Genomic DNA, 17,202 nt, shown 5'->3' with positions numbered 1-17,202 from the left:
TAAGTCTGATCTGTTGACGATTAGTAATCGTCGCTCTTTTCCGGCGGAACGAGGCCTTCGATACCGGCAAGCAGCTCTTCTTCCGACATCTGGTCGAAGGTGAGCGTTTCCGGCAGTTCGTCCTCTTCCTCGCCCTTGCCGGCGGTGCCGGTATTGGCCAGCATCGAGCTCGGCTCCTGCTCCGGCTCGTCGACTTCGACGTGCTTCTGCAGCGAATGGATCAGATCTTCCTTCAGGTCGTCGGGCGAGAGGGTCTCGTCGGCGATTTCGCGCAGAGCGACGACCGGGTTCTTGTCCTTGTCGCGATCGATGGTGATCGGCGCGCCCTGGGAGATCTGGCGGGCACGGTGGCTTGCGAGCAGAACGAGCTCGAAGCGGTTCTCGACTTTGTCGATGCAATCTTCAACGGTGACACGGGCCATTGCCTGTCCTTTGCGATCTTGAATGCGTGGGATTGACGGCTGCGATACAGGCAATGGCAGGCAAATTCAAGTTTTTCGTGCTCACACACTGCCAAGCCCAAAAATGAAGGCCGGAAAAGGCCCTCAATACACCACATTTCAACCACAGGCTGCTTGGATTGCCCCTGACGATGCCCTAGATAGATTTTTATATGATCATTTCATAATGTAAATCTATGATCATATCTGGAGGGGCAAGGTATTGTTTTGATTGCCGATTGCCGAGACTGTTCATATTTGACGTAAGGATATCGAAATGTTCGACCCCCGCGAAAAAATTGCACTCTTCATCGATGGCGCCAATCTCTATGCCGCATCCAAGAGCCTCGGCTTCGACATCGATTACCGCAAGCTCTTGAAAGCCTTCCAGAAGCGCGGCTATCTGCTGCGCGCCTATTATTACACGGCCCTTATCGAGGACCAGGAATATTCCTCGATCCGCCCGCTGATCGACTGGCTGGACTATAACGGCTACAAGGTGATCACCAAGCCGGCGAAGGAATTCACCGACTCCATGGGCCGCCGCAAGGTCAAGGGCAACATGGATATCGAGCTTGCGATCGATGCGATGGAACAGTCTGAGACGGTCGACCATCTCGTGCTCTTCTCCGGCGACGGCGATTTCACCACGCTGGTCGAAGCCCTGCAGCGCCGGGGCCGCAAGGTCTCCGTCGTCTCGACCATGGCGACGCAGCCGCCGATGATCGCCGATGATCTCCGCCGCCAGTCCGACCATTTCATCGACCTGATGACGCTGAAAGCCGAAATCGGCCGCGACCCGAGCGAACGCGGCATGCCGCGCGCCCCGGAACCGGCGACATCGAGCGAAGACGACCACTGAGGGACTTGGGGCGCCCGCGACAATGATTGCGGTTGAAAGCACCCCCCTCTGCCCTGCCGGGCATCTCCCCCACAAGGGGGGAGAGCGGCTGAGCCGCTGCCCCGTCGCCCTCCACTGATGTCTTGAACAGCGCGGCAAACGCGACGTCCCACTCTCCCCACCTGTGGGGGAGATGTCACGCAGTGACAGAGGGGGGTGTTCTTGCTCCGCCATCGCGGAAGGACCTAAGCAGGGTAGCTTTCCTACATCGCTTCGAAGGCGATATCCTGCGCGCCCTGCCAGAGCACCATATTGCCCATGGCCTCCAGCTGCTCCCCACCCTTCGTCACCGTCAGAAAGTGATTGCCTGATAGTACACCCATCTTGCTCGCAAACTGCGAGGAGCCATAGGCGAAGAGCAGTTCCGTTTCGCTGAAGCCGCCGGGATAAAGCAGGATGTCGCCGCGCGAGGGATATGCCGTGTGGTTCTCGAAGCCTGCCCCGAACTGGAAATCGCCCAAGGGCACCCAGACCGCCTCGCCCGACCAGCGCGAATGGATCGCCTGGTTGCGGAATGGCAGGAAGGTCTCGAAAATGCGGCAGGTCTCAGGCGCCTTTTCGCGCTCGAGCCGGGCCTCGAAGACGAAGGGGCCGACGGTAACCTTTAGAAATTCCAGGGACATGCCACTCAACCCGTCTTCATCAGGCGCTGCTTCTGGCGGTTCCAGTCGCGTTCCTTCTCGGTCTCGCGCTTGTCATGCAGCTTCTTGCCCTTGGCGAGCGCCAGCTCCAGCTTCGCCCTGCCCTTCTCGTTGAAATAGATCTTGAGCGGCACAAGCGTCATGCCCTCGCGATTGATCGAGGCGCGCAGGCGGTTGATCTCGCGCTTGGAGAGCAAAAGCTTGCGACGGCGGCGCGGCTCGTGATTGAAGCGGTTCGCCTGCAGATATTCCGGCAGATGCGAATTGATCAGCCAGATTTCCTCGCCCTCGTCGGAGGCATAGGATTCGGCGATATTGGCCTTGCCCTCGCGCAGCGACTTGACCTCCGTGCCGGTCAAAACCAGACCCGCCTCGTAGGTGTCGACGATCTCATAATTGAAGCGCGCCTTGCGGTTTTCCGCGACGATCTTGTTGACGGTGCGCTGCGAGCCTCTGGGGGCCATGGTCAAATCTTCCGTTTCGCCCGGGATTTTGTGGTGGGTCGCCTGCGCCCGGGCGGGGCGTGGCGGGTATGACAGGTATGTAATGGAGGATGGGGGGGAAATAAAGGTGGGGGTGGTGAGTTGAGGGACCCAGCAGCTTGCTTGCTTCAAAGCTGATGCAACGGGCGCCTAAAGAGTCTGAGTGAGGGCCTTTTACGGCTCATCGCAGCAGAGAGCGACAACTAGAAAATCTGTAGTTTAAACGCCCGTGTTTTTCTTTACGAATTGCAGAACATTAGAGCCAAGATACAGCAAATGCGCCAGACAAAGAGAAAACTCCGTGTCCTTGAATTGCTCGCTCAGAGTCAGCCCACTGGGGTAGCGCTGCTGAACGAGATTTCCTACCGCTATTTGGAGGGCGAAGCGTCTCGGGGCAACTCCGGAAAGTCCGACCGCCAGAAGTCCTTCAACAGGTCCGTTCTGCCTGGTTTCACGGGCTTAGATGTCCACTATCTAGCTGATAAGCGTTACATCTACGGAGACCTAACCGCAGGAATTTTTGCCCGCTGGGCAGTCTGGGAACTATTTGATCAAAAATACATCTCAGGGTTTCCGGGCTCGAAGGAGATGATTGTTGCAGTCGGCAAAGACGCTTGCTCTGCTTTCGCAGTCCTTAAGCAAAACCGATTGGCTGTCATTGGTCCAGCAACGTTCCTGAAAGATATCGTCGTGCTGGGAAATCGCCCGCTAGATTCGGCCGACATTCAGGAGCTTTCTAAAATACCTTGGCAGGTAATGTGCTTCACTGAACATGGCACGTCAAACGATCCTCGTCTACCCATCACCAAGCTAGCAAGACTTCCATATCATATTGAATTATCAGAGAATTTGTCGATTTCAACTGCTAGAAATCGCCTGCCCTATCGGAGGTAATCAGCCTCTTATTGTCCCTCGATTCGAGGACATTAAGAATATTTTTTGAATGAGGCGATTCCGACAAAGACCGCCAAAAAATTCAGAATTGCTGTAAGGACTTCTATATACTCCATAATATGACACCTTACTGGAACATTGCTATTAGGACAATGCACCCATCTAATCAGGCAGAGTTTTTTTTAGAAGATGGAATAGCACTATGACCCTCGTGGCAGGTTTAAGCATTGGCGGGCTTCCTGCTTTTGTGGGTGACCTTCTCTTATCGTGGGGGATGCCTAAAGAGGTAGACTTACCCACATTGCGCGCTCCCGGCGTATTTCCCGGAATGACTTCGCACTATGCAGCAAACCTCGCTCAGAAGCTCATCATTGTGAGGCCCTACTTGCTCATCGCGTGGGCTGGGTACCAACGCGAGGCAATCAGAATCATCGAAGCGCTAGATATCATTCTACCGAAGACGCAGCAGTTAGAGGAACATTCTAAAGCACTATTCGAAATCCTAGACTCATGCGGAGAAGGGACTGAGATCGTTGCACTAGTAATAGCTGGATCGGCGATTCATCCCCTTTGCGTCCGTACTAGGGGGTTCGACATTGACCATAAGAGAGTTTATCTGTTGGGTTCGGGGGCGGCCGATTTTTTTAGCTTCCTCCAGGAATGCCCTGAGCTCGTGCCATCCAACGAGCAAACAAATGGTATGCTTGCTCGAACAACTATGCTTCGTTTTGCCGCCAGAGCGATGACTTTCCAGGTGACTGGCAAAGGCCTGGAGAATTCATGGGCGCGGGCTTTGAAGTTGCGTATCCAACACCTGAAGGATTTAAAAAAATTGATCGGCTTATGTTTCGCGCATGGAAACTTGATCATGATGGCACGTACGAATACTCTGGCCACTCTTTTTTCTCGCGATACATTCAGCAAGATCTATATTTGAGTCGCTTCAATCCGGAAGAGAAAACGTACCTTATAAAGTCACCCGTTGGCATATCCGCTGCGCCAGAGCCTGATGAGAAAATTTGGCCGGAATGGACATTCGAGCTTTTCATCTTGCCAACAGGGCAAATCGTCGAAGCCGCCCGATTTCATCCTCCTCACCGGCCTGTGAACGATTTCGTTGAATACTCCTACGGCCAGATCGTAGGTTGGCATTGGGACAAGGCTTATGTTGACGACGTTGCGCGCAAAGCGGCTGCCTATGCTTCAGTTGGCGGTAGCTTCCGAGTTGAGAGGTATTAGTCGCGTTACAGGGGGATGGCTGCTCAACAGCATCTCCTGCTGGCATCGAGCGAGCATGGCGAGCAAAGCAACGGCACTTCCCAAACCAAAAAAGCCGGCGTCTCCGCCGGCCCAGACTGCTGACAAACCTCGCAGGCACACCGAAACGCCTTAGATTCACGGAACGTCACAGATTCAGAGCGTGAACACATCGGAATCAAAACCCCTCGTTTTCGCGTCTCGTGAAAAAACGAGGGGTTTGTAAGCAAACTGAGCCGGCGTCTCCGCCGGCCTTTTGTCATTCCCTCAATTCAGCAACCCCGCATGCTTCAGCGCCGCGTCGATCGCGGCTTCCGTCGAGGCCTCCAGCGTTGCCATCAGTGGCAGGCGGACGGTGCGGTTCATGCCGCGGGTGCGGTTCAGCGCGTATTTCGCGCCGCAGAGGCCGGGCTCCAGGAAGATGGCCTTGTGCAGCGGCATCAGGCGGTCCTGGTAGGCGAGTGCCTTGGCATAGTCGCCAGCCAAGGTCGCGGCCTGGAATTCGGCACAGAGGCGCGGGGCGACATTGGCAGTGACCGAAATGCAGCCCACGCCGCCATGGGCGTTGAAGCCGAGTGCTGTTGCATCTTCGCCCGAGAGCTGGACGAAATCCGGCCCACAGGTGATGCGCTGTTCGGAAACGCGCTCGATCTTGCCGGTCGCATCCTTGACGCCGATGATGTTCTTATGGGCTTTCGCAAGCGCTCCCATCGTCTCCGGCGACATGTCGATCACCGAGCGGCCGGGGATGTTGTAGATGATGATCGGCAGCGAGACGGCCTTGGCGATCGCCTCGTAATGGGCGATCAGGCCCTTCTGCGTCGGCTTGTTGTAATAGGGGGTGACGACGAGCAGCGCGTCTGCGCCGACGGCCTCAGCATGCTGGGCAAGCTCGATCGCCTCAAGCGTGTTGTTGGAGCCGGCGCCGGCAATCACGGGCACGCGCTTGTCGGCCACCTCGACGCAGAGCTCGACCACACGCTTGTGCTCGGCGTGGGAGAGGGTCGGCGATTCGCCCGTGGTGCCAACAGGCACGAGACCGGAGGAGCCTTCGGAAATCTGCCATTCGACATGGGCGGCGAAGGCTTGCTCGTCGACGGCGCCCTCATTCGTGAACGGCGTGACGAGCGCGGGAATGGATCCCTGATACATGCAATGAACTCCTCGGGGGCCGACATCCACGCTTCGGCCGCATTCTCAGATTAAATCGGGGGCACATTACTTCGCACCATCAGGTGCGACAAGCGCATCTGCAGGAGATTTGTGACAGTTTTCCGAGGCTTCGTTCGAGAGAATGTGATCGCTGGCTTTAGGCTTTTGTTAACCGCGTGCTCGGCCTAATCTCTCGTGTGATGCCATGGGTTCTGGTGTGTGGATGAAGATGTCGCTCTCTTACGGTTCTGTCCTTGGTCTCGGTCTTGCGCTGATCTTGTCGTCGACAAGTGCGCATGCGCTTTCCGATGTGCCCGTTCCGGCAATGAAGCCGCTCGGCTTTGCGCCGAGCAAGGCTTTGCCGCCGTCGCTCGAAACCACCGGCGCCATTCCGCGTGGCGATCGTCTGGCGGCTGCCAATCCGCAGCTGAAATCCGGTCTCGACGCTCTGTCCGATCGCAAAGGCGCCCAGGCGATTGCGATCCGCGATCGCATGCCCGCCGGTCTCGACCGGCAGATGCTGACCTGGTCGATCGCGATGTCCGGCTTGAGCGATGTGCCAGCGGCCGAAATTGCCGCCGCCCAGCGACAGCTTCAGGGCTGGCCGGGGCTCAAATCCTTCCGCGCCAATTCGGAAAAGGCGCTTTTCCGCGAAAACCCGGCGCCATCCGCCGTTCTCGCCGCTTTCGGCAACACGGCGCCGGAGACGACGGAAGGCACGATCCTCCTGGCGCGCGCGCATCTCGGCTCGGGCGACACGGCGAAAGCGGCAAGCCTGATCCGCAATCTCTGGCGCAGCGAGGCGCTGGATGAGGCAGCGGAAAACCGGATCCTCAAGGAATTCCCTGCCCTTTTGCGCACTGCCGATCACCGGGCGCGCATGGATTATCTGATGTATCGCAACCGGGCCTCGCAGGCGAAGCGGTTTTCTTCGCTCGGTGAAGCGCAGTCTCTCTACCGCGCCTGGGCGGGGCTCAATGCGCGCGCCAAGAATGTCGATGCGCTGATTGCCGCCGTCGACAAGTCCTGGGCCAAGGATCCGGCGCTCCTCTATATCCGCATCGAAAACCTGCGCCGGCAACAGCGCTACGAAGAAGCGGCAAAGCTTCTCGAACAGATGCCGCGCGAGCGGGACAAGCTGGTGAGCGGCCGCGCATGGTGGAACGAACAGCGGATCATCGCGCGCGGGCTTGCCGATCTCGGCCAGTATCGCGAGGCCTATCGCATCGTCTCCCGCCATGTGGCAACCGAAGCGACCGATATTGCCGACGCCGAGTTCCATGCCGGCTGGTATGCGCTGAGGGCGCTGAACGACCCCGGCACCGCAAGCCGCCACTTCAACCGCATTCTCGAGGTATCGAACCGGCCGCTTTCGGCAAGCCGTGCCTGGTATTGGCTCGGCCGTGCGGCGGAAGCAGCCAAGGACGGCAAGGCGCGCGAGCATTTCGCCCGCGCAGCCCAGCATTCCAGCACCTTCTACGGCCAGCTCGCGGCCGCCCGCATCGATCGTCCCGGCATCCAGATCCCCTATCCCCGCCCGAGCGAGGCCGACCGCAGCCGGTTCGGTCAGCGCGAATCCGTCCAGGCGATCGCCCGCTACGAGGCGGCCGGCCATGGCTGGCGGGCGCAGAGCCTCTACCGGGCGCTCGCCGACCAGCTCGACAGTCCAGGTGAACTGGCGCTGCTCAGCGCCCGGGCGGAAAACTCTTCCGGCGGACATCAATTGTCGCTGCAGATCGGTAAGACCGCATACGCGCGCGGCATCGATGTGCCGGCGCTCGCCTTCCCCGTCGGCGTCATTCCGGCTAGTGCGAATATCGCCGGCTCCGGCAAGGCGCTGGCTTACGCGATCGCCCGGCAGGAAAGCGCCTTCAACCCGGCCGCCATCTCGCCGGCCGATGCGCGCGGGTTGTTGCAGCTCCTGCCCTCGACGGCCCGAGGGGTCGCCGCACGTCACGGCATTGCCTATCAACCGGAGAAGCTGACGCGCGATCCGGGCTTCAACGCCACCCTCGGCGCCCATTATCTCGGCGAGCAGATCGACGCTTTCGGCGGCTCCTATATAATGACCTTCATCGCTTACAATGCCGGCCCGCGCAAAGTGCCTGAATGGATCGAGCGCTACGGCGATCCGCGCGGCAAGTCGATCGACGAGGTGGTCGACTGGATCGAGCGGATCCCCTTCCCCGAGACGCGCAACTACGTCATGCGGGTGATGGAGAATTATCAGGTCTACAAGAGCCGACTTGGACAAAAGACCGACATCGTGCACGATTTGCGCTTCGGTCGGTAAGCGCCCGGCCCTTTACATGATTGCCTGATGACCGGCGGTGAAGGCTCCGCTAGGCTCTCTTTCGAGACAGCGAAGGAGAACCGCATGGCCGATGGCATCGACCGCTTCATCACCGTCCCCGACGGACTTAACCTGCATGTGCGCATTCATGGCGCAGACAATGGCGGAACGCCCGTCGTCTGCCTGCCGGGGCTCACACGCAATGTGCTCGACTTCGAAGATCTCGCGCGAATGCTGGCAGCGCCGCCTTATGATCGGCGGGTCATCGCGATCTCCTCGCGCGGCCGTGGGTTGTCGGATCGAGATCCGAGCCCGGAGCGTTACACCATCCCTATCGAAGCGGGTGACGTGATCAGCGTGCTCGACCAATTGGGGATCGACAGCGCCGCCTTCATCGGCACCTCGCGCGGCGGCTTGATCCTGCATATTCTGGCCATGACGCATCTCAATCGTATCGAACGGCTGGTTTTGAACGATATCGGGCCTGTGCTGGAAACGGAGGGGCTGCGGCAGATCCAAGGCTATCTCGGCAATCGGCCTGCGCCTTCCAGTTACGCCGAAGCGGCTGATATCCTCGAGGCAACCCATGGCGCAGAGTTTCCGGCGCTGAAGCAGGACGACTGGGCCGACATGGCTAAGGCGCTTTACCGCGAGATCGATGGAAAGCTCACGGCAGATTTCGCCCCTGATATCGCCGCACAGTTTCGTGCCGCAGACCTGAGCCAGCCCTTCCCCGACCTCTGGGCACAGTTTGCGCTGTTTGCGGACAAGAAGGTGATGGTGATCCGGGGGGAACACTCAAGGCTTCTGTCCCGCGCGACGACGGATGAGATGGCGCGGCGACATTCCGGATGCACGATTGTGGAGGCGAAGGGCCAGGGGCATGCGCCGCTGTTGCATCTCGGAGGCCTCGCGGAGGCGATCGGCGCGTTTCTCGGCAGCTGAACCCAGCTGTTGATCGCAGCGGCGATCGTCAGAACACCTCTATACAAACGAAAAGCCCGGCACGAGGCCGGGCTTCCCTTATTCGATCTGGAGATCGAATTAGAACGAACGGATCAGGCGAACGAAGCCAGTCCAGTCCTTCGAGTCGGACTTGTTGTAGTCGACGGTTGCGTCGACCTTGAGGCCCGAAGCAACAGCGTAGGAAGCCAGAACGCCACCGGTGGTGTAGTCAACGCCGTTGAACTGCTCAACAAAGTTGACCGACGGGGTGATCGTCAGCTTTTCGGTTGCCTTGAAGCCGTAAGCAGCGCCAACGGTCCACTCAACGGTGGCTACGTAGTGCGACGGATCAGAAGCCCATGCGCCGTAGAGTTCGAAGGTGCCCGGGCCAACAGCTGCAGCTGCCTTGGCAGAGATGTAGCCTTCGTCAGCCTTGGTGTCGTAACCGCCCCAGAGGCTGATGGTTGCAACGCCGAGCGTGGTGGAAGCGTAACCCTGCACGCCGAATGCGCCGTCAGCCTGACGGAGTTCGTCAACGCCGAGACCAACGGTGAAGGCGTCAGCTGCGTAGGTGTAGCTGACCGAGTCGAACTTCGCGTTGTCGATGAACGTGTCGTTTTCGCCGGAGATGCCGATGTCGTCAGCCCAGGTCAGGAAGTAACCAGCCTTGAAGCCGCCAACAGTGATGTAGGCCTGATCAAGGATGACGCCCTGCGAGCCGTCGCTGTTGCCTTCGAGGCGGATGTAGGAACCGATGGTGCCAACTTCCGAGTCATTTGCGGTCTGGAAGACGACGCGAGCGCGGGTCTGGAAGTCGTCACGGTTGATGAGGGTCGTGTCGTTGCTGTTCCAGTCGTAAGCGAAACGAACTTCGCCGCCGATCTTGAGGCAGGTTTCGGTGCCGGGGATGTAGAAGAAGCCGGTGCCGAAAGCGTCGCAAACGCGAACGTATTCCATGGGCTCGGGCTCGGCAGCGACGATTGCGTCAGCAGCCTGAGCGCCGGAAACTGCAACGAGAGCTGCAGCGGAGCCGAGAAGAAGGCTCTTGATGTTCATTATTGACCTCCAGTCAATTATAGAGGTCGAGGCAGACGAATACTGGCTTTGTTTTGTTTTTTCAGTTGGTTAGTGGATCATGGGGCAGATGCTTGGCAGCGCGCCGATTCATTCTCGGGCCTCAACAGGCACGATTCTCTCTCGAGCTGCGCCAGTGCCAGGCGCGAACAATGCGACGACGGCGCAGCGACACGACGACTATTTGAAAGCGATGGGTATGATCTATTGGGGAAGGTATCTATGGCGGAGAGGAAGGGATTCGAACCCTCGATACGCTTTTGACGTATACTCCCTTAGCAGGGGAGCGCCTTCGACCACTCGGCCACCTCTCCGGTGACGCCTGATTATTTGCTTGAATCAGTGATTGCAAGGCCTTTTCTCCGCTCTCAACATTTTAGCGAGCGGCAACCAATGCAAGGCGTTGATCGGCTCCACTCATATGAAAAGCCGAATCGATGCTGGCCGATGACATGATTCTGTCACTCGGGCGGCCTTCTGCTGCCGATTTTCAGGCTTAAGCTCTGAAACTGCCATTGTCGAAGATGCAGCTTCGAGGCGAGCCGACATGGTTCTAAATGCAACTTTTTGCGGAATCCTGTGCCAAAATGAGAAGAACACCCGCGTGCGAACACCTGCCCGGCGTACCCAAGAGCCCGTGTAAGCGGCGGTTTTTTTTGGCTTTTCTTAACAAAACCTAAATGGATATGGGGCCGTGCCAGGGAGTTTGTGGCCTTTCAGCAACAGACCGGGTGGAAGGGTGACCACATTCTGTCCATTCCACTCTTTGGTGATTGCATGACTGACCGGGTTTTGTATTTTCAATCTCGGAAGCGAGGCGGTGGATCGTCCGTCTTCTGAAACCGAAGGGGATGGGGCAGGGAATGCTGTCCTTCAGCCAAATAACCCAGACCCATACGAAACTTGACTGGAGGTCAATAATGAACATCAAGAGCCTTCTTCTCGGCTCCGCTGCAGCTCTCGTTGCAGTTTCCGGCGCTCAGGCTGCTGACGCAATCATCGCTGCTGAGCCCGAGCCCATGGAATACGTTCGCGTTTGCGACGCTTTCGGCACCGGCTACTTCTACATCCCCGGCACCGAAACCTGCCTCAAGATCGGTGGCGAAATCCGTGCGACCGTTTACGCTAACGAAAGCGGCGTCAACGATGACGACCTCGACGAAGACTTCAACTCGGAAGTCCGTGCTCGCATCACCTTCGAAGCCAAGAACGACTCGGAAATCGGAACGATTGGTTCCTACGTTCGCCTTCAGTCGGTTCAGGGTGACGAACTGGGTCGTTCTGCTGTACAGCTCGACCAGGCTTACATCACTGTCGGTGGCTTCAAGGTCGGTCGCGCTCTGACCTGGGCTGACGATTGGGGTCTGGCTGGTGAATCGGATGCGTTCTTCAACAACGCTCGCTTCAACACCGTCTCGTACACCTTCACGTCTGACGCTTTCACCGCTGGCCTCGGCATCGACGATCTGTCCGAAGTTTACACGGACGGTAACGAAGTTGGCCTCGAAGCCGTCATCTCCGGTTCGCTGGGCGCTGCAACTGCAACCCTTAACGGCGTGTACGACTTCGGCGACGACGAAGGTGCGATCGCTGGCGTAATCACCGCTGACCTCGGCCCGGGCACGCTCGGCATCGCTGGTGCATGGGCTACTGGCTACTCCACCGGCTACGACTTCGAAGCCGAATGGGCTGTTGGTGCTGCTTACACCATCAAGGCAACCGAGAAGCTCTCGATCACCCCGCAGGTCATGTACTACGGCGACGTTGCTGACGGTGGCGTATTCACCTCGGCCGACGCCTGGGCTGCCGACCTCTACGTCGAATACGCTCTGGCTGCTGGCCTGAAGGCTTCGGCTGACGTTCGTTACGTCGACGTCGACGGCGAAGGCAGCAACTGGGACGGCTTCGTTCGCCTGACCCGTTCGTTCTAATCCACAACGGATTAGCGAAAAAGTTTGGGGTCCGGCTTCGCAAGAGCCGGACCCCTTTCGGCCATCTGGCCCGCGCCTTTACCTGCCACGTAAATACAATGACTTAACCCGGCGGACGGTGATCCGCACCATGACAAAAGGAGATGCTTCCGACACCAATTGACAGGCTCGAGTCGAGCCGCTCCGGAAAAGTTTGTGCCGTTTTGCACTATACTTTTTATAAGTTATAACGATATCTAAGCCCGTGGGGACGGGCGGTGAGCCCGTTCGCGTGCTCGCCAAAGGGAAATTTGGGGGATACATGCAGGTGGAAATGCCAACCGGCAAGGGTTTTGACGTCTTCGTGGGCGTGCCCGATTATTCGGTCAATTATCAATACAGACAGGGAACGATCCTGCACGAGGTGCGCGAAACCAATCTGCGCGAACTGTTCGGCAAATATGGCGACCTGTTATGGATGAATGGCAGCCACAAATATAACGTAACCAATTTTATCGGAGAGCTTCACGATCTCCTTGATTTTCCGAGTTTTTCGGCTTTTTCGGACGAGATGCTCGACCAATTGATCGGCAAGTTGCGCAAACGCGGTAATAGCAATGCCACCATCAATCGAAAGATGGCGGCCTTAAGCAAACTGCTGCGAAAGGCGAACAAAATGGGAGACGTTCACAGTCTGCCTGAATTCAAGCGCCAGAAGGAGAAAGCGGGCCGGATTCGCTTTCTCGACACAGATGAAGAAAACCTGCTGTTTTCCGAAATCCGGGCGCATTCCGAACTCTATTACCGGTTCTGCCTCTTCCTGGTCGATACCGGCGCCCGCCTGAGCGAGGGTCTGAACCTGCGCTGGGGTGACATACATAAAGACCGCGTTACCTTTTGGGTCACGAAATCGGGGCGCTCGCGCTCGGTTCCGCTCACCCAGCGCGCGTTGGCCGCCATTGAAGCGTCGGATCGTCGATATTCGGGCCCGTTTGCCGAGATCGATCAGCAGCGCTTCCGCATCGCCTGGCACAATGCCAAGGATGCGGTGGGGTTTGCCGACGACAAGGACGTGGTGCCGCACGTGCTGCGCCATACCTGTGCGTCCCGTCTGGTTCAGGGCGGGATCGATATCCGTCGTGTGCAGATGTGGCTCGGCCACCAGACGCTCACCATGACCATGCGCTATGCTCACCTGGCTTCGCATGATCTCGACATGTGCGTTCCCATCCTAGAACGGGCAGCAGCTTCGTGAGTCATTTCGTAATTTAAATTGCAAAAGGGCCGGCTTTGTCCGGCCCTTGCTCTTTATACTCTCTTGTCCCCTGCCCGACCTCGAACGGCGGCCTCACGCCATCAGGCTCTTCAGGTCGAGCGCGGGATCGGCAATCGAGACAGGATCGAGCGGCCGGCCGAGTTCCAGGAGCTTCTTGCCGGTCACATAGGCCTTGGCATCGTTGATCGCATCCACGGCAATGAAGACGCCCTTGCGGAAATACCAGATCGAAAGGCTGCCCTCGCGGCTACCGGGGCGCAGTACGGTCTGATCATAGCCCAGATTGAAGCCCGCGATCTGCAGTTTGACATCATACTGGTCCGACCAGAACCAGGGCTTCGGGCGATATGGCCCGGAACCGCCTGCGATCACGGCGGCGATGGCTTCTGCCTGATCCACCGCGTTCTGCACGGATTCGAGCCGGACCTGCTCCCCGTCCCAATCCTGAACGGCGCAGTCGCCCATGGCGAAGATGGCAGGATCACTCGTGCGGCCAAAATCGTCGACGACGATGCCGTTCTGAACCTCGAGCCCAGCATCACCCGCCAGACGATCGTTTGGGATCACACCGATCCCCACGATGACCAGGTCGACGTCGATGACGCGGCCGTCCGAGAGCTCGGCGGCTTTCACTCTGCCCTCATCGCCGATCAAACGGGTCAGGCCCGTCCTTTCGTGGATCTTCACGCCCTCGGCTTCATGGATCGCGCGGATCGCATCCGCCGTCTCGCGGGCGGCCACGCGGGCAAGGATGCGGTCTGCCATTTCGATCAGTGTGACGTCGAGCCCCAGTTTGCGGGCGACAGCAGCAGCCTCGAGACCGATGTAACCGCCACCGATGATCAGGAGCCGATGGCCCGGTTTCATCTCGTCGGCCAGACGATCGGCGTCGGCCTTGTCGCGCATCGTGTAGACGCCCTCGAGATCACCGCCGATCGCGGCCGGCAGGCGGCGAGGCGTCGCCCCGGTGGCGATGGCGAGGGTCTCATAAGAGATCTCGCTGCCGTCAAACAGCTTGACCACGCGCTTGTCACGATCGATCGCTTCGACCGGCGTCGACAGGCGGATCTCGACCCCGTTCTCGCCATACCAGGCTTCAGGCCGGAACAGCAGCCGATCGAAGTCCATGTCGCCGAGCAGATACTTTTTGGAAAGTGGAGGCCGCTGATAGGGAAGCACCGGCTCGTTGCCGACAAGGGTGATCGGGCGTTCGTCCTTCAGCGCCCTCAGCTTTGCGGCCAGAGCGAAACCCGCCTGCCCCGCCCCGATAATCACCAGTCGCTCCGCCACGTGATGCACTCCCTGCCTTATGCCGTCCAAATCAGAATCGCTGCCGGAGAACCGGCCACGATGCGATGCAGCAAGGCCTAGCTTTGTGGCGGTTTGCGGTCAAGTTGGCCTGGGGCTCGCCGGTCGAAACCGTCCATTGTCACCGGCGTGCACGTCCTCGCCGATTGCTACCTACGGCATTCCCGACCAAAAACGGCACAAACAGCCAACCGACGAAGTGGCTGGCAAATCTTGCCAATTTGAAAGCTCGTCTGGATTTTACGGTTTGCATGCAGAATCTGGTAACGGACATCGGCTAGCATGTCATTCTAACTTGACACCGTGGGAGGGTAATATGCCCTTGCAGAGGATACCGGACGCAAAATCGGACATCCCTCGGGATCAGATCTTCGAGAAATTCAAGATCGATCGCCCCGGCAAGATCGTGTTTGTCGGCCACCATCTCAGCATGGCGCGGTCGCAGCGCTGCCTCATCCGGACGATTTCGCTCTATGGTGCCGATCTCGACGTCTCGCCGCATGTCCAGGTGCCGCCGAACTTCTTTCTGGAGATCCTCGGCATTCACGATGACATCGGCTGCACTCTGATCCGCCGCGAAGCCGAAAAGCTCACGGTCGGCTTCAACATGTTGATCGACCCCGAATTCCTGCACCGTGTCGTCAGGCTTTCCTTCGAAACAAGCCACTGAGATCTCGCGCCAGCTGATCACCGTTTGCGCTATCCTGCGGGCGGAAGCGCGGCCTGCGCTTGCCGGGACGTCCGTTGAAACCGAATATTCCGTATTGGTAAAATTTGAGCGATCTTATTGATGCTACTGCAAATATTAGTGCGCACAGTGTGAGACAGAAGAGTTTGGGGAGCCGGTCATGGCGATGGAAAATGCGACGCATCTGGCTGGGGTACGCTCGGAAATGTACGAGCGCAAATGGGAGCGCTTTTATGTTCGCCGGCCGGCCAAGGTAATGTCGGTTCGCCCCGGCCTCACCGGCATCACGATCCGCAGCTGCGAAGTGGTCGACATTTCGCAAGGCGGTGCAGCGATCGAACTCACGACCGCAATTGGCCTCTCCTCTCATTATTATCTGCAGATCGTCGGCCTTGCCGACAGGATTGGATGTGCTGAGGCCTATCGCAACGGCAACAGGGTCGGCGTGAAGTTCATCGCGCCGATCTCCGAGCACATGTTGCACCGGATTGTCCGCGCTGACTTCATGCTTGGCGACGCCGTCAATACGCCGCTCAAGCCTTTCCAGAACGGCAACGGTGCGCGCCTCGGTCGCTGAGAAAATCTCTCTCGGCAGATGAGGTCTGATCGCCGCGGATCCGGCTTGCTTCGGCTGCGGCGGCACTTATGGTGAGCGGATCGCCCTCGACCTCCGGATGCCGCTTCGCAATGAACGCCTTTTCACGCTTCACGCCCCTCTCCGCCTCGCTCCCCGCAACCGTACCCTTTGTCGGTCCCGAAGCCATTGAACGGCAAAGGGGCCTTTCGGTTCGCGCCCGCATCGGTGCAAACGAAAGCGGCTTCGGCCCGGCACCTTCCGTACTTGCCAGGATCGCCGAGAAGTCAGGCGAGATCTGGAAATACAATGATCCGGAAAACCATGCCCTCAAGGCGGCGCTCGCCGCACATCTCGGACTGAAGCCGGAGAACTTCGTGATCGGCGAAGGCATCGATGACCTGCTCGGGCTGATCGTCCGGCTGGTGATCGAGCCCGGCATGCGTGTCATCACCTCGCTCGGTGCCTATCCGACCTTCAATTTTCATGTGAACGGGTTTGGCGGGCGCCTGGTCACGGCTCCCTACCGGGACGACCGGGAAGATCTCGATGCGTTGCTCACATTGGTGAAGCAAGAGGATGCGCCGCTCGTCTATTTCGCAAACCCCGACAATCCGATGGGCAGTTGGTGGGATAAAGACAGCATCGTCAGCTTCGCCCGCGCTCTGCCCTCGACCACCCTACTCATCCTTGATGAAGCCTATAGCGAGACCGCCCCCGAGGGTTCGATCCCGTCCGCCGATGTGCTGATCGATCTTCCGAACGTGATCCGAACCCGCACATTTTCAAAAGCTTACGGCCTGGCGGGTGCCCGCGTCGGCTATGGGATCGGCACGCCTGGCACCGTCTCTGCCTTCGACAAGATCCGCAATCATTTCGGGATGCCGAGGCTTTCGACCGAGGCGGCACTCGCGGCGCTCGCCGATCAGACCTATCTCGCGGACGTCGTGGGGCGGATCAAGGCGGCACGCGACCGGATCTCGACCATCGCGAAGGCCAATGGGCTTAACCCGCTGCCCTCTGCCACCAACTTCGTGGCGATCGATTGCGGGCGCGATGGGGTCTATGCCCGCGCGATCGTCGACGGGCTGATGGAGCACGGCGTTTTCATCCGCATGCCCGGTGTCGCCCCGCTCAACCGCTGCATCCGGGTCTCGGCCGGCCTGCCCGAAGATCTCGACCTGTTCGAAGAAGCGCTGCCGAAGGTCTTGAAGGCTCTCGTCTGACCTTTACACAATGAAAAAGACCGCGCCGGCCTTGTTCCTGCCGGTCGCGGTCTTTGAAAAGTGTTGGCCCTGGCCCCGTCCAAAGGTCCCCGCCACGTTCCCCACTCAGGGTTATTCTTGTCATTCTCCTGCCGCGGTCGC

General features: G+C 58.7%; 16 protein-coding genes and 1 tRNA gene. 10 read left to right on the top strand and 7 right to left on the bottom strand.

What is annotated here, in order from left to right:
* Window positions 1–20: 20 nt before the first annotated feature.
* The gene (gene rpoZ, locus ACQKP1_RS06840; protein WP_006727366.1) at window positions 21–422 is read right to left on the bottom strand and encodes a DNA-directed RNA polymerase subunit omega; all 402 of its coding nucleotides are present in this window, start codon (window positions 420–422) and stop codon (window positions 21–23) included.
* A 295-nt stretch (window positions 423–717) separates the two neighbouring features.
* On the opposite strand from rpoZ, the gene ACQKP1_RS06835 reads away from it, so the two are divergent.
* On the top strand, window positions 718–1,302 hold the full coding sequence (locus tag ACQKP1_RS06835; protein WP_006727365.1) for an NYN domain-containing protein: 585 nt from the start codon (window positions 718–720) through the stop codon (window positions 1,300–1,302).
* 242 nt (window positions 1,303–1,544) lie between these two features.
* Here ACQKP1_RS06835 and ACQKP1_RS06830 read toward each other — a convergent pair whose 3' ends face one another.
* On the bottom strand, window positions 1,545–1,964 hold the full coding sequence (locus ACQKP1_RS06830) for a DUF3830 family protein (RefSeq protein ID WP_427274694.1): 420 nt from the start codon (window positions 1,962–1,964) through the stop codon (window positions 1,545–1,547).
* 5 nt (window positions 1,965–1,969) lie between these two features.
* Window positions 1,970–2,446 (bottom strand): SsrA-binding protein SmpB, encoded by a 477-nt coding sequence (gene smpB, locus ACQKP1_RS06825; protein WP_166601299.1) that lies wholly within the window; start codon window positions 2,444–2,446, stop codon window positions 1,970–1,972.
* A 294-nt stretch (window positions 2,447–2,740) separates the two neighbouring features.
* Here smpB and ACQKP1_RS06820 point away from each other — a divergent pair, with 294 nt between their 5' ends.
* Both ACQKP1_RS06820 and ACQKP1_RS06815 read left to right on the top strand, forming a co-directional pair.
* Complete coding sequence (locus tag ACQKP1_RS06820; RefSeq protein WP_427274693.1) at window positions 2,741–3,358, top strand: hypothetical protein; 618 nt, start codon at window positions 2,741–2,743, stop codon at window positions 3,356–3,358.
* A gap of 780 nt (window positions 3,359–4,138) precedes the next feature.
* Entirely contained in the window at window positions 4,139–4,597 is a 459-nt protein-coding gene (locus tag ACQKP1_RS06815; protein ID WP_427274692.1) for a hypothetical protein, read from the top strand.
* 285 nt (window positions 4,598–4,882) lie between these two features.
* Here ACQKP1_RS06815 and dapA read toward each other — a convergent pair whose 3' ends face one another.
* A complete protein-coding gene (dapA, locus tag ACQKP1_RS06810; protein ID WP_427274691.1) occupies window positions 4,883–5,767 on the bottom strand; it encodes a 4-hydroxy-tetrahydrodipicolinate synthase in 885 nt (294 codons plus the stop codon).
* A gap of 223 nt (window positions 5,768–5,990) precedes the next feature.
* Between dapA and ACQKP1_RS06805 the strand changes: the two genes are divergently transcribed.
* Both ACQKP1_RS06805 and ACQKP1_RS06800 read left to right on the top strand, forming a co-directional pair.
* The gene (locus ACQKP1_RS06805) at window positions 5,991–8,060 is read left to right on the top strand and encodes a transglycosylase SLT domain-containing protein (protein WP_425959197.1); all 2,070 of its coding nucleotides are present in this window, start codon (window positions 5,991–5,993) and stop codon (window positions 8,058–8,060) included.
* Window positions 8,061–8,144: 84 nt separating this feature from the next.
* The gene (locus ACQKP1_RS06800; protein WP_427274690.1) at window positions 8,145–9,005 is read left to right on the top strand and encodes an alpha/beta fold hydrolase; all 861 of its coding nucleotides are present in this window, start codon (window positions 8,145–8,147) and stop codon (window positions 9,003–9,005) included.
* A 99-nt stretch (window positions 9,006–9,104) separates the two neighbouring features.
* Here the strand turns inward: ACQKP1_RS06800 and ACQKP1_RS06795 are convergent, their stop codons facing one another.
* The gene (locus ACQKP1_RS06795; protein WP_427274689.1) at window positions 9,105–10,061 is read right to left on the bottom strand and encodes a porin; all 957 of its coding nucleotides are present in this window, start codon (window positions 10,059–10,061) and stop codon (window positions 9,105–9,107) included.
* Window positions 10,062–10,302: 241 nt separating this feature from the next.
* Window positions 10,303–10,393, bottom strand: a tRNA-Ser gene (locus tag ACQKP1_RS06790).
* Between the two features lie 606 nt (window positions 10,394–10,999).
* Between ACQKP1_RS06790 and ACQKP1_RS06785 the strand changes: the two genes are divergently transcribed.
* The gene (locus ACQKP1_RS06785; RefSeq protein ID WP_427274688.1) at window positions 11,000–12,010 is read left to right on the top strand and encodes a porin; all 1,011 of its coding nucleotides are present in this window, start codon (window positions 11,000–11,002) and stop codon (window positions 12,008–12,010) included.
* A gap of 301 nt (window positions 12,011–12,311) precedes the next feature.
* The gene (locus ACQKP1_RS06780; RefSeq protein WP_203014254.1) at window positions 12,312–13,244 is read left to right on the top strand and encodes a tyrosine-type recombinase/integrase; all 933 of its coding nucleotides are present in this window, start codon (window positions 12,312–12,314) and stop codon (window positions 13,242–13,244) included.
* A gap of 93 nt (window positions 13,245–13,337) precedes the next feature.
* On the opposite strand, the gene ACQKP1_RS06775 is transcribed toward ACQKP1_RS06780, so the two are convergent.
* Window positions 13,338–14,555, bottom strand: a complete 1,218-nt coding sequence (locus tag ACQKP1_RS06775) for an NAD(P)/FAD-dependent oxidoreductase (protein ID WP_427274687.1) — start codon at window positions 14,553–14,555, stop codon at window positions 13,338–13,340.
* Window positions 14,556–14,889: 334 nt separating this feature from the next.
* On the opposite strand from ACQKP1_RS06775, the gene ACQKP1_RS06770 reads away from it, so the two are divergent.
* The 3 genes from ACQKP1_RS06770 (at window position 14,890) to ACQKP1_RS06760 (ending at window position 17,061) form a co-directional block, all read left to right on the top strand.
* Window positions 14,890–15,243, top strand: coding sequence for a hypothetical protein (locus ACQKP1_RS06770; protein ID WP_006727353.1), 354 nt, complete (start codon window positions 14,890–14,892; stop codon window positions 15,241–15,243).
* A 178-nt stretch (window positions 15,244–15,421) separates the two neighbouring features.
* On the top strand, window positions 15,422–15,838 hold the full coding sequence (locus ACQKP1_RS06765; protein WP_006727352.1) for a PilZ domain-containing protein: 417 nt from the start codon (window positions 15,422–15,424) through the stop codon (window positions 15,836–15,838).
* Window positions 15,839–15,948: 110 nt separating this feature from the next.
* Window positions 15,949–17,061: a pyridoxal phosphate-dependent aminotransferase gene (locus ACQKP1_RS06760; RefSeq protein WP_427274686.1), complete on the top strand. Its 1,113-nt coding sequence runs from the start codon at window positions 15,949–15,951 to the stop codon at window positions 17,059–17,061.
* Window positions 17,062–17,202: the final 141 nt, after the last annotated feature.

Source organism: Allorhizobium sp. NPDC080224, assembly GCF_050281005.1.
Lineage (GTDB): Bacteria > Pseudomonadota > Alphaproteobacteria > Rhizobiales > Rhizobiaceae > Allorhizobium.
Note: the sequence above shows the minus strand (reverse complement) of the source record. Positions and strands in the feature narration are given on the sequence as shown.

Coding starts and splice junctions, on each gene's coding strand:
- ACQKP1_RS06780 (WP_203014254.1), top strand. CDS start 12,312: ATGCAGGTGGAAATGCCAACCGGCAAGGGTTTTGACGTCTTCGTGGGC.
- ACQKP1_RS06815 (WP_427274692.1), top strand. CDS start 4,139: ATGGGCGCGGGCTTTGAAGTTGCGTATCCAACACCTGAAGGATTTAAA.
- ACQKP1_RS06785 (WP_427274688.1), top strand. CDS start 11,000: ATGAACATCAAGAGCCTTCTTCTCGGCTCCGCTGCAGCTCTCGTTGCA.
- smpB (WP_166601299.1), bottom strand. CDS start 2,446: ATGGCCCCCAGAGGCTCGCAGCGCACCGTCAACAAGATCGTCGCGGAA.
- ACQKP1_RS06765 (WP_006727352.1), top strand. CDS start 15,422: ATGGCGATGGAAAATGCGACGCATCTGGCTGGGGTACGCTCGGAAATG.
- ACQKP1_RS06770 (WP_006727353.1), top strand. CDS start 14,890: ATGCCCTTGCAGAGGATACCGGACGCAAAATCGGACATCCCTCGGGAT.
- ACQKP1_RS06805 (WP_425959197.1), top strand. CDS start 5,991: ATGAAGATGTCGCTCTCTTACGGTTCTGTCCTTGGTCTCGGTCTTGCG.
- ACQKP1_RS06820 (WP_427274693.1), top strand. CDS start 2,741: ATGCGCCAGACAAAGAGAAAACTCCGTGTCCTTGAATTGCTCGCTCAG.
- ACQKP1_RS06800 (WP_427274690.1), top strand. CDS start 8,145: ATGGCCGATGGCATCGACCGCTTCATCACCGTCCCCGACGGACTTAAC.
- ACQKP1_RS06830 (WP_427274694.1), bottom strand. CDS start 1,964: ATGTCCCTGGAATTTCTAAAGGTTACCGTCGGCCCCTTCGTCTTCGAG.
- ACQKP1_RS06795 (WP_427274689.1), bottom strand. CDS start 10,061: ATGAACATCAAGAGCCTTCTTCTCGGCTCCGCTGCAGCTCTCGTTGCA.
- rpoZ (WP_006727366.1), bottom strand. CDS start 422: ATGGCCCGTGTCACCGTTGAAGATTGCATCGACAAAGTCGAGAACCGC.
- ACQKP1_RS06760 (WP_427274686.1), top strand. CDS start 15,949: ATGAACGCCTTTTCACGCTTCACGCCCCTCTCCGCCTCGCTCCCCGCA.
- ACQKP1_RS06835 (WP_006727365.1), top strand. CDS start 718: ATGTTCGACCCCCGCGAAAAAATTGCACTCTTCATCGATGGCGCCAAT.
- dapA (WP_427274691.1), bottom strand. CDS start 5,767: ATGTATCAGGGATCCATTCCCGCGCTCGTCACGCCGTTCACGAATGAG.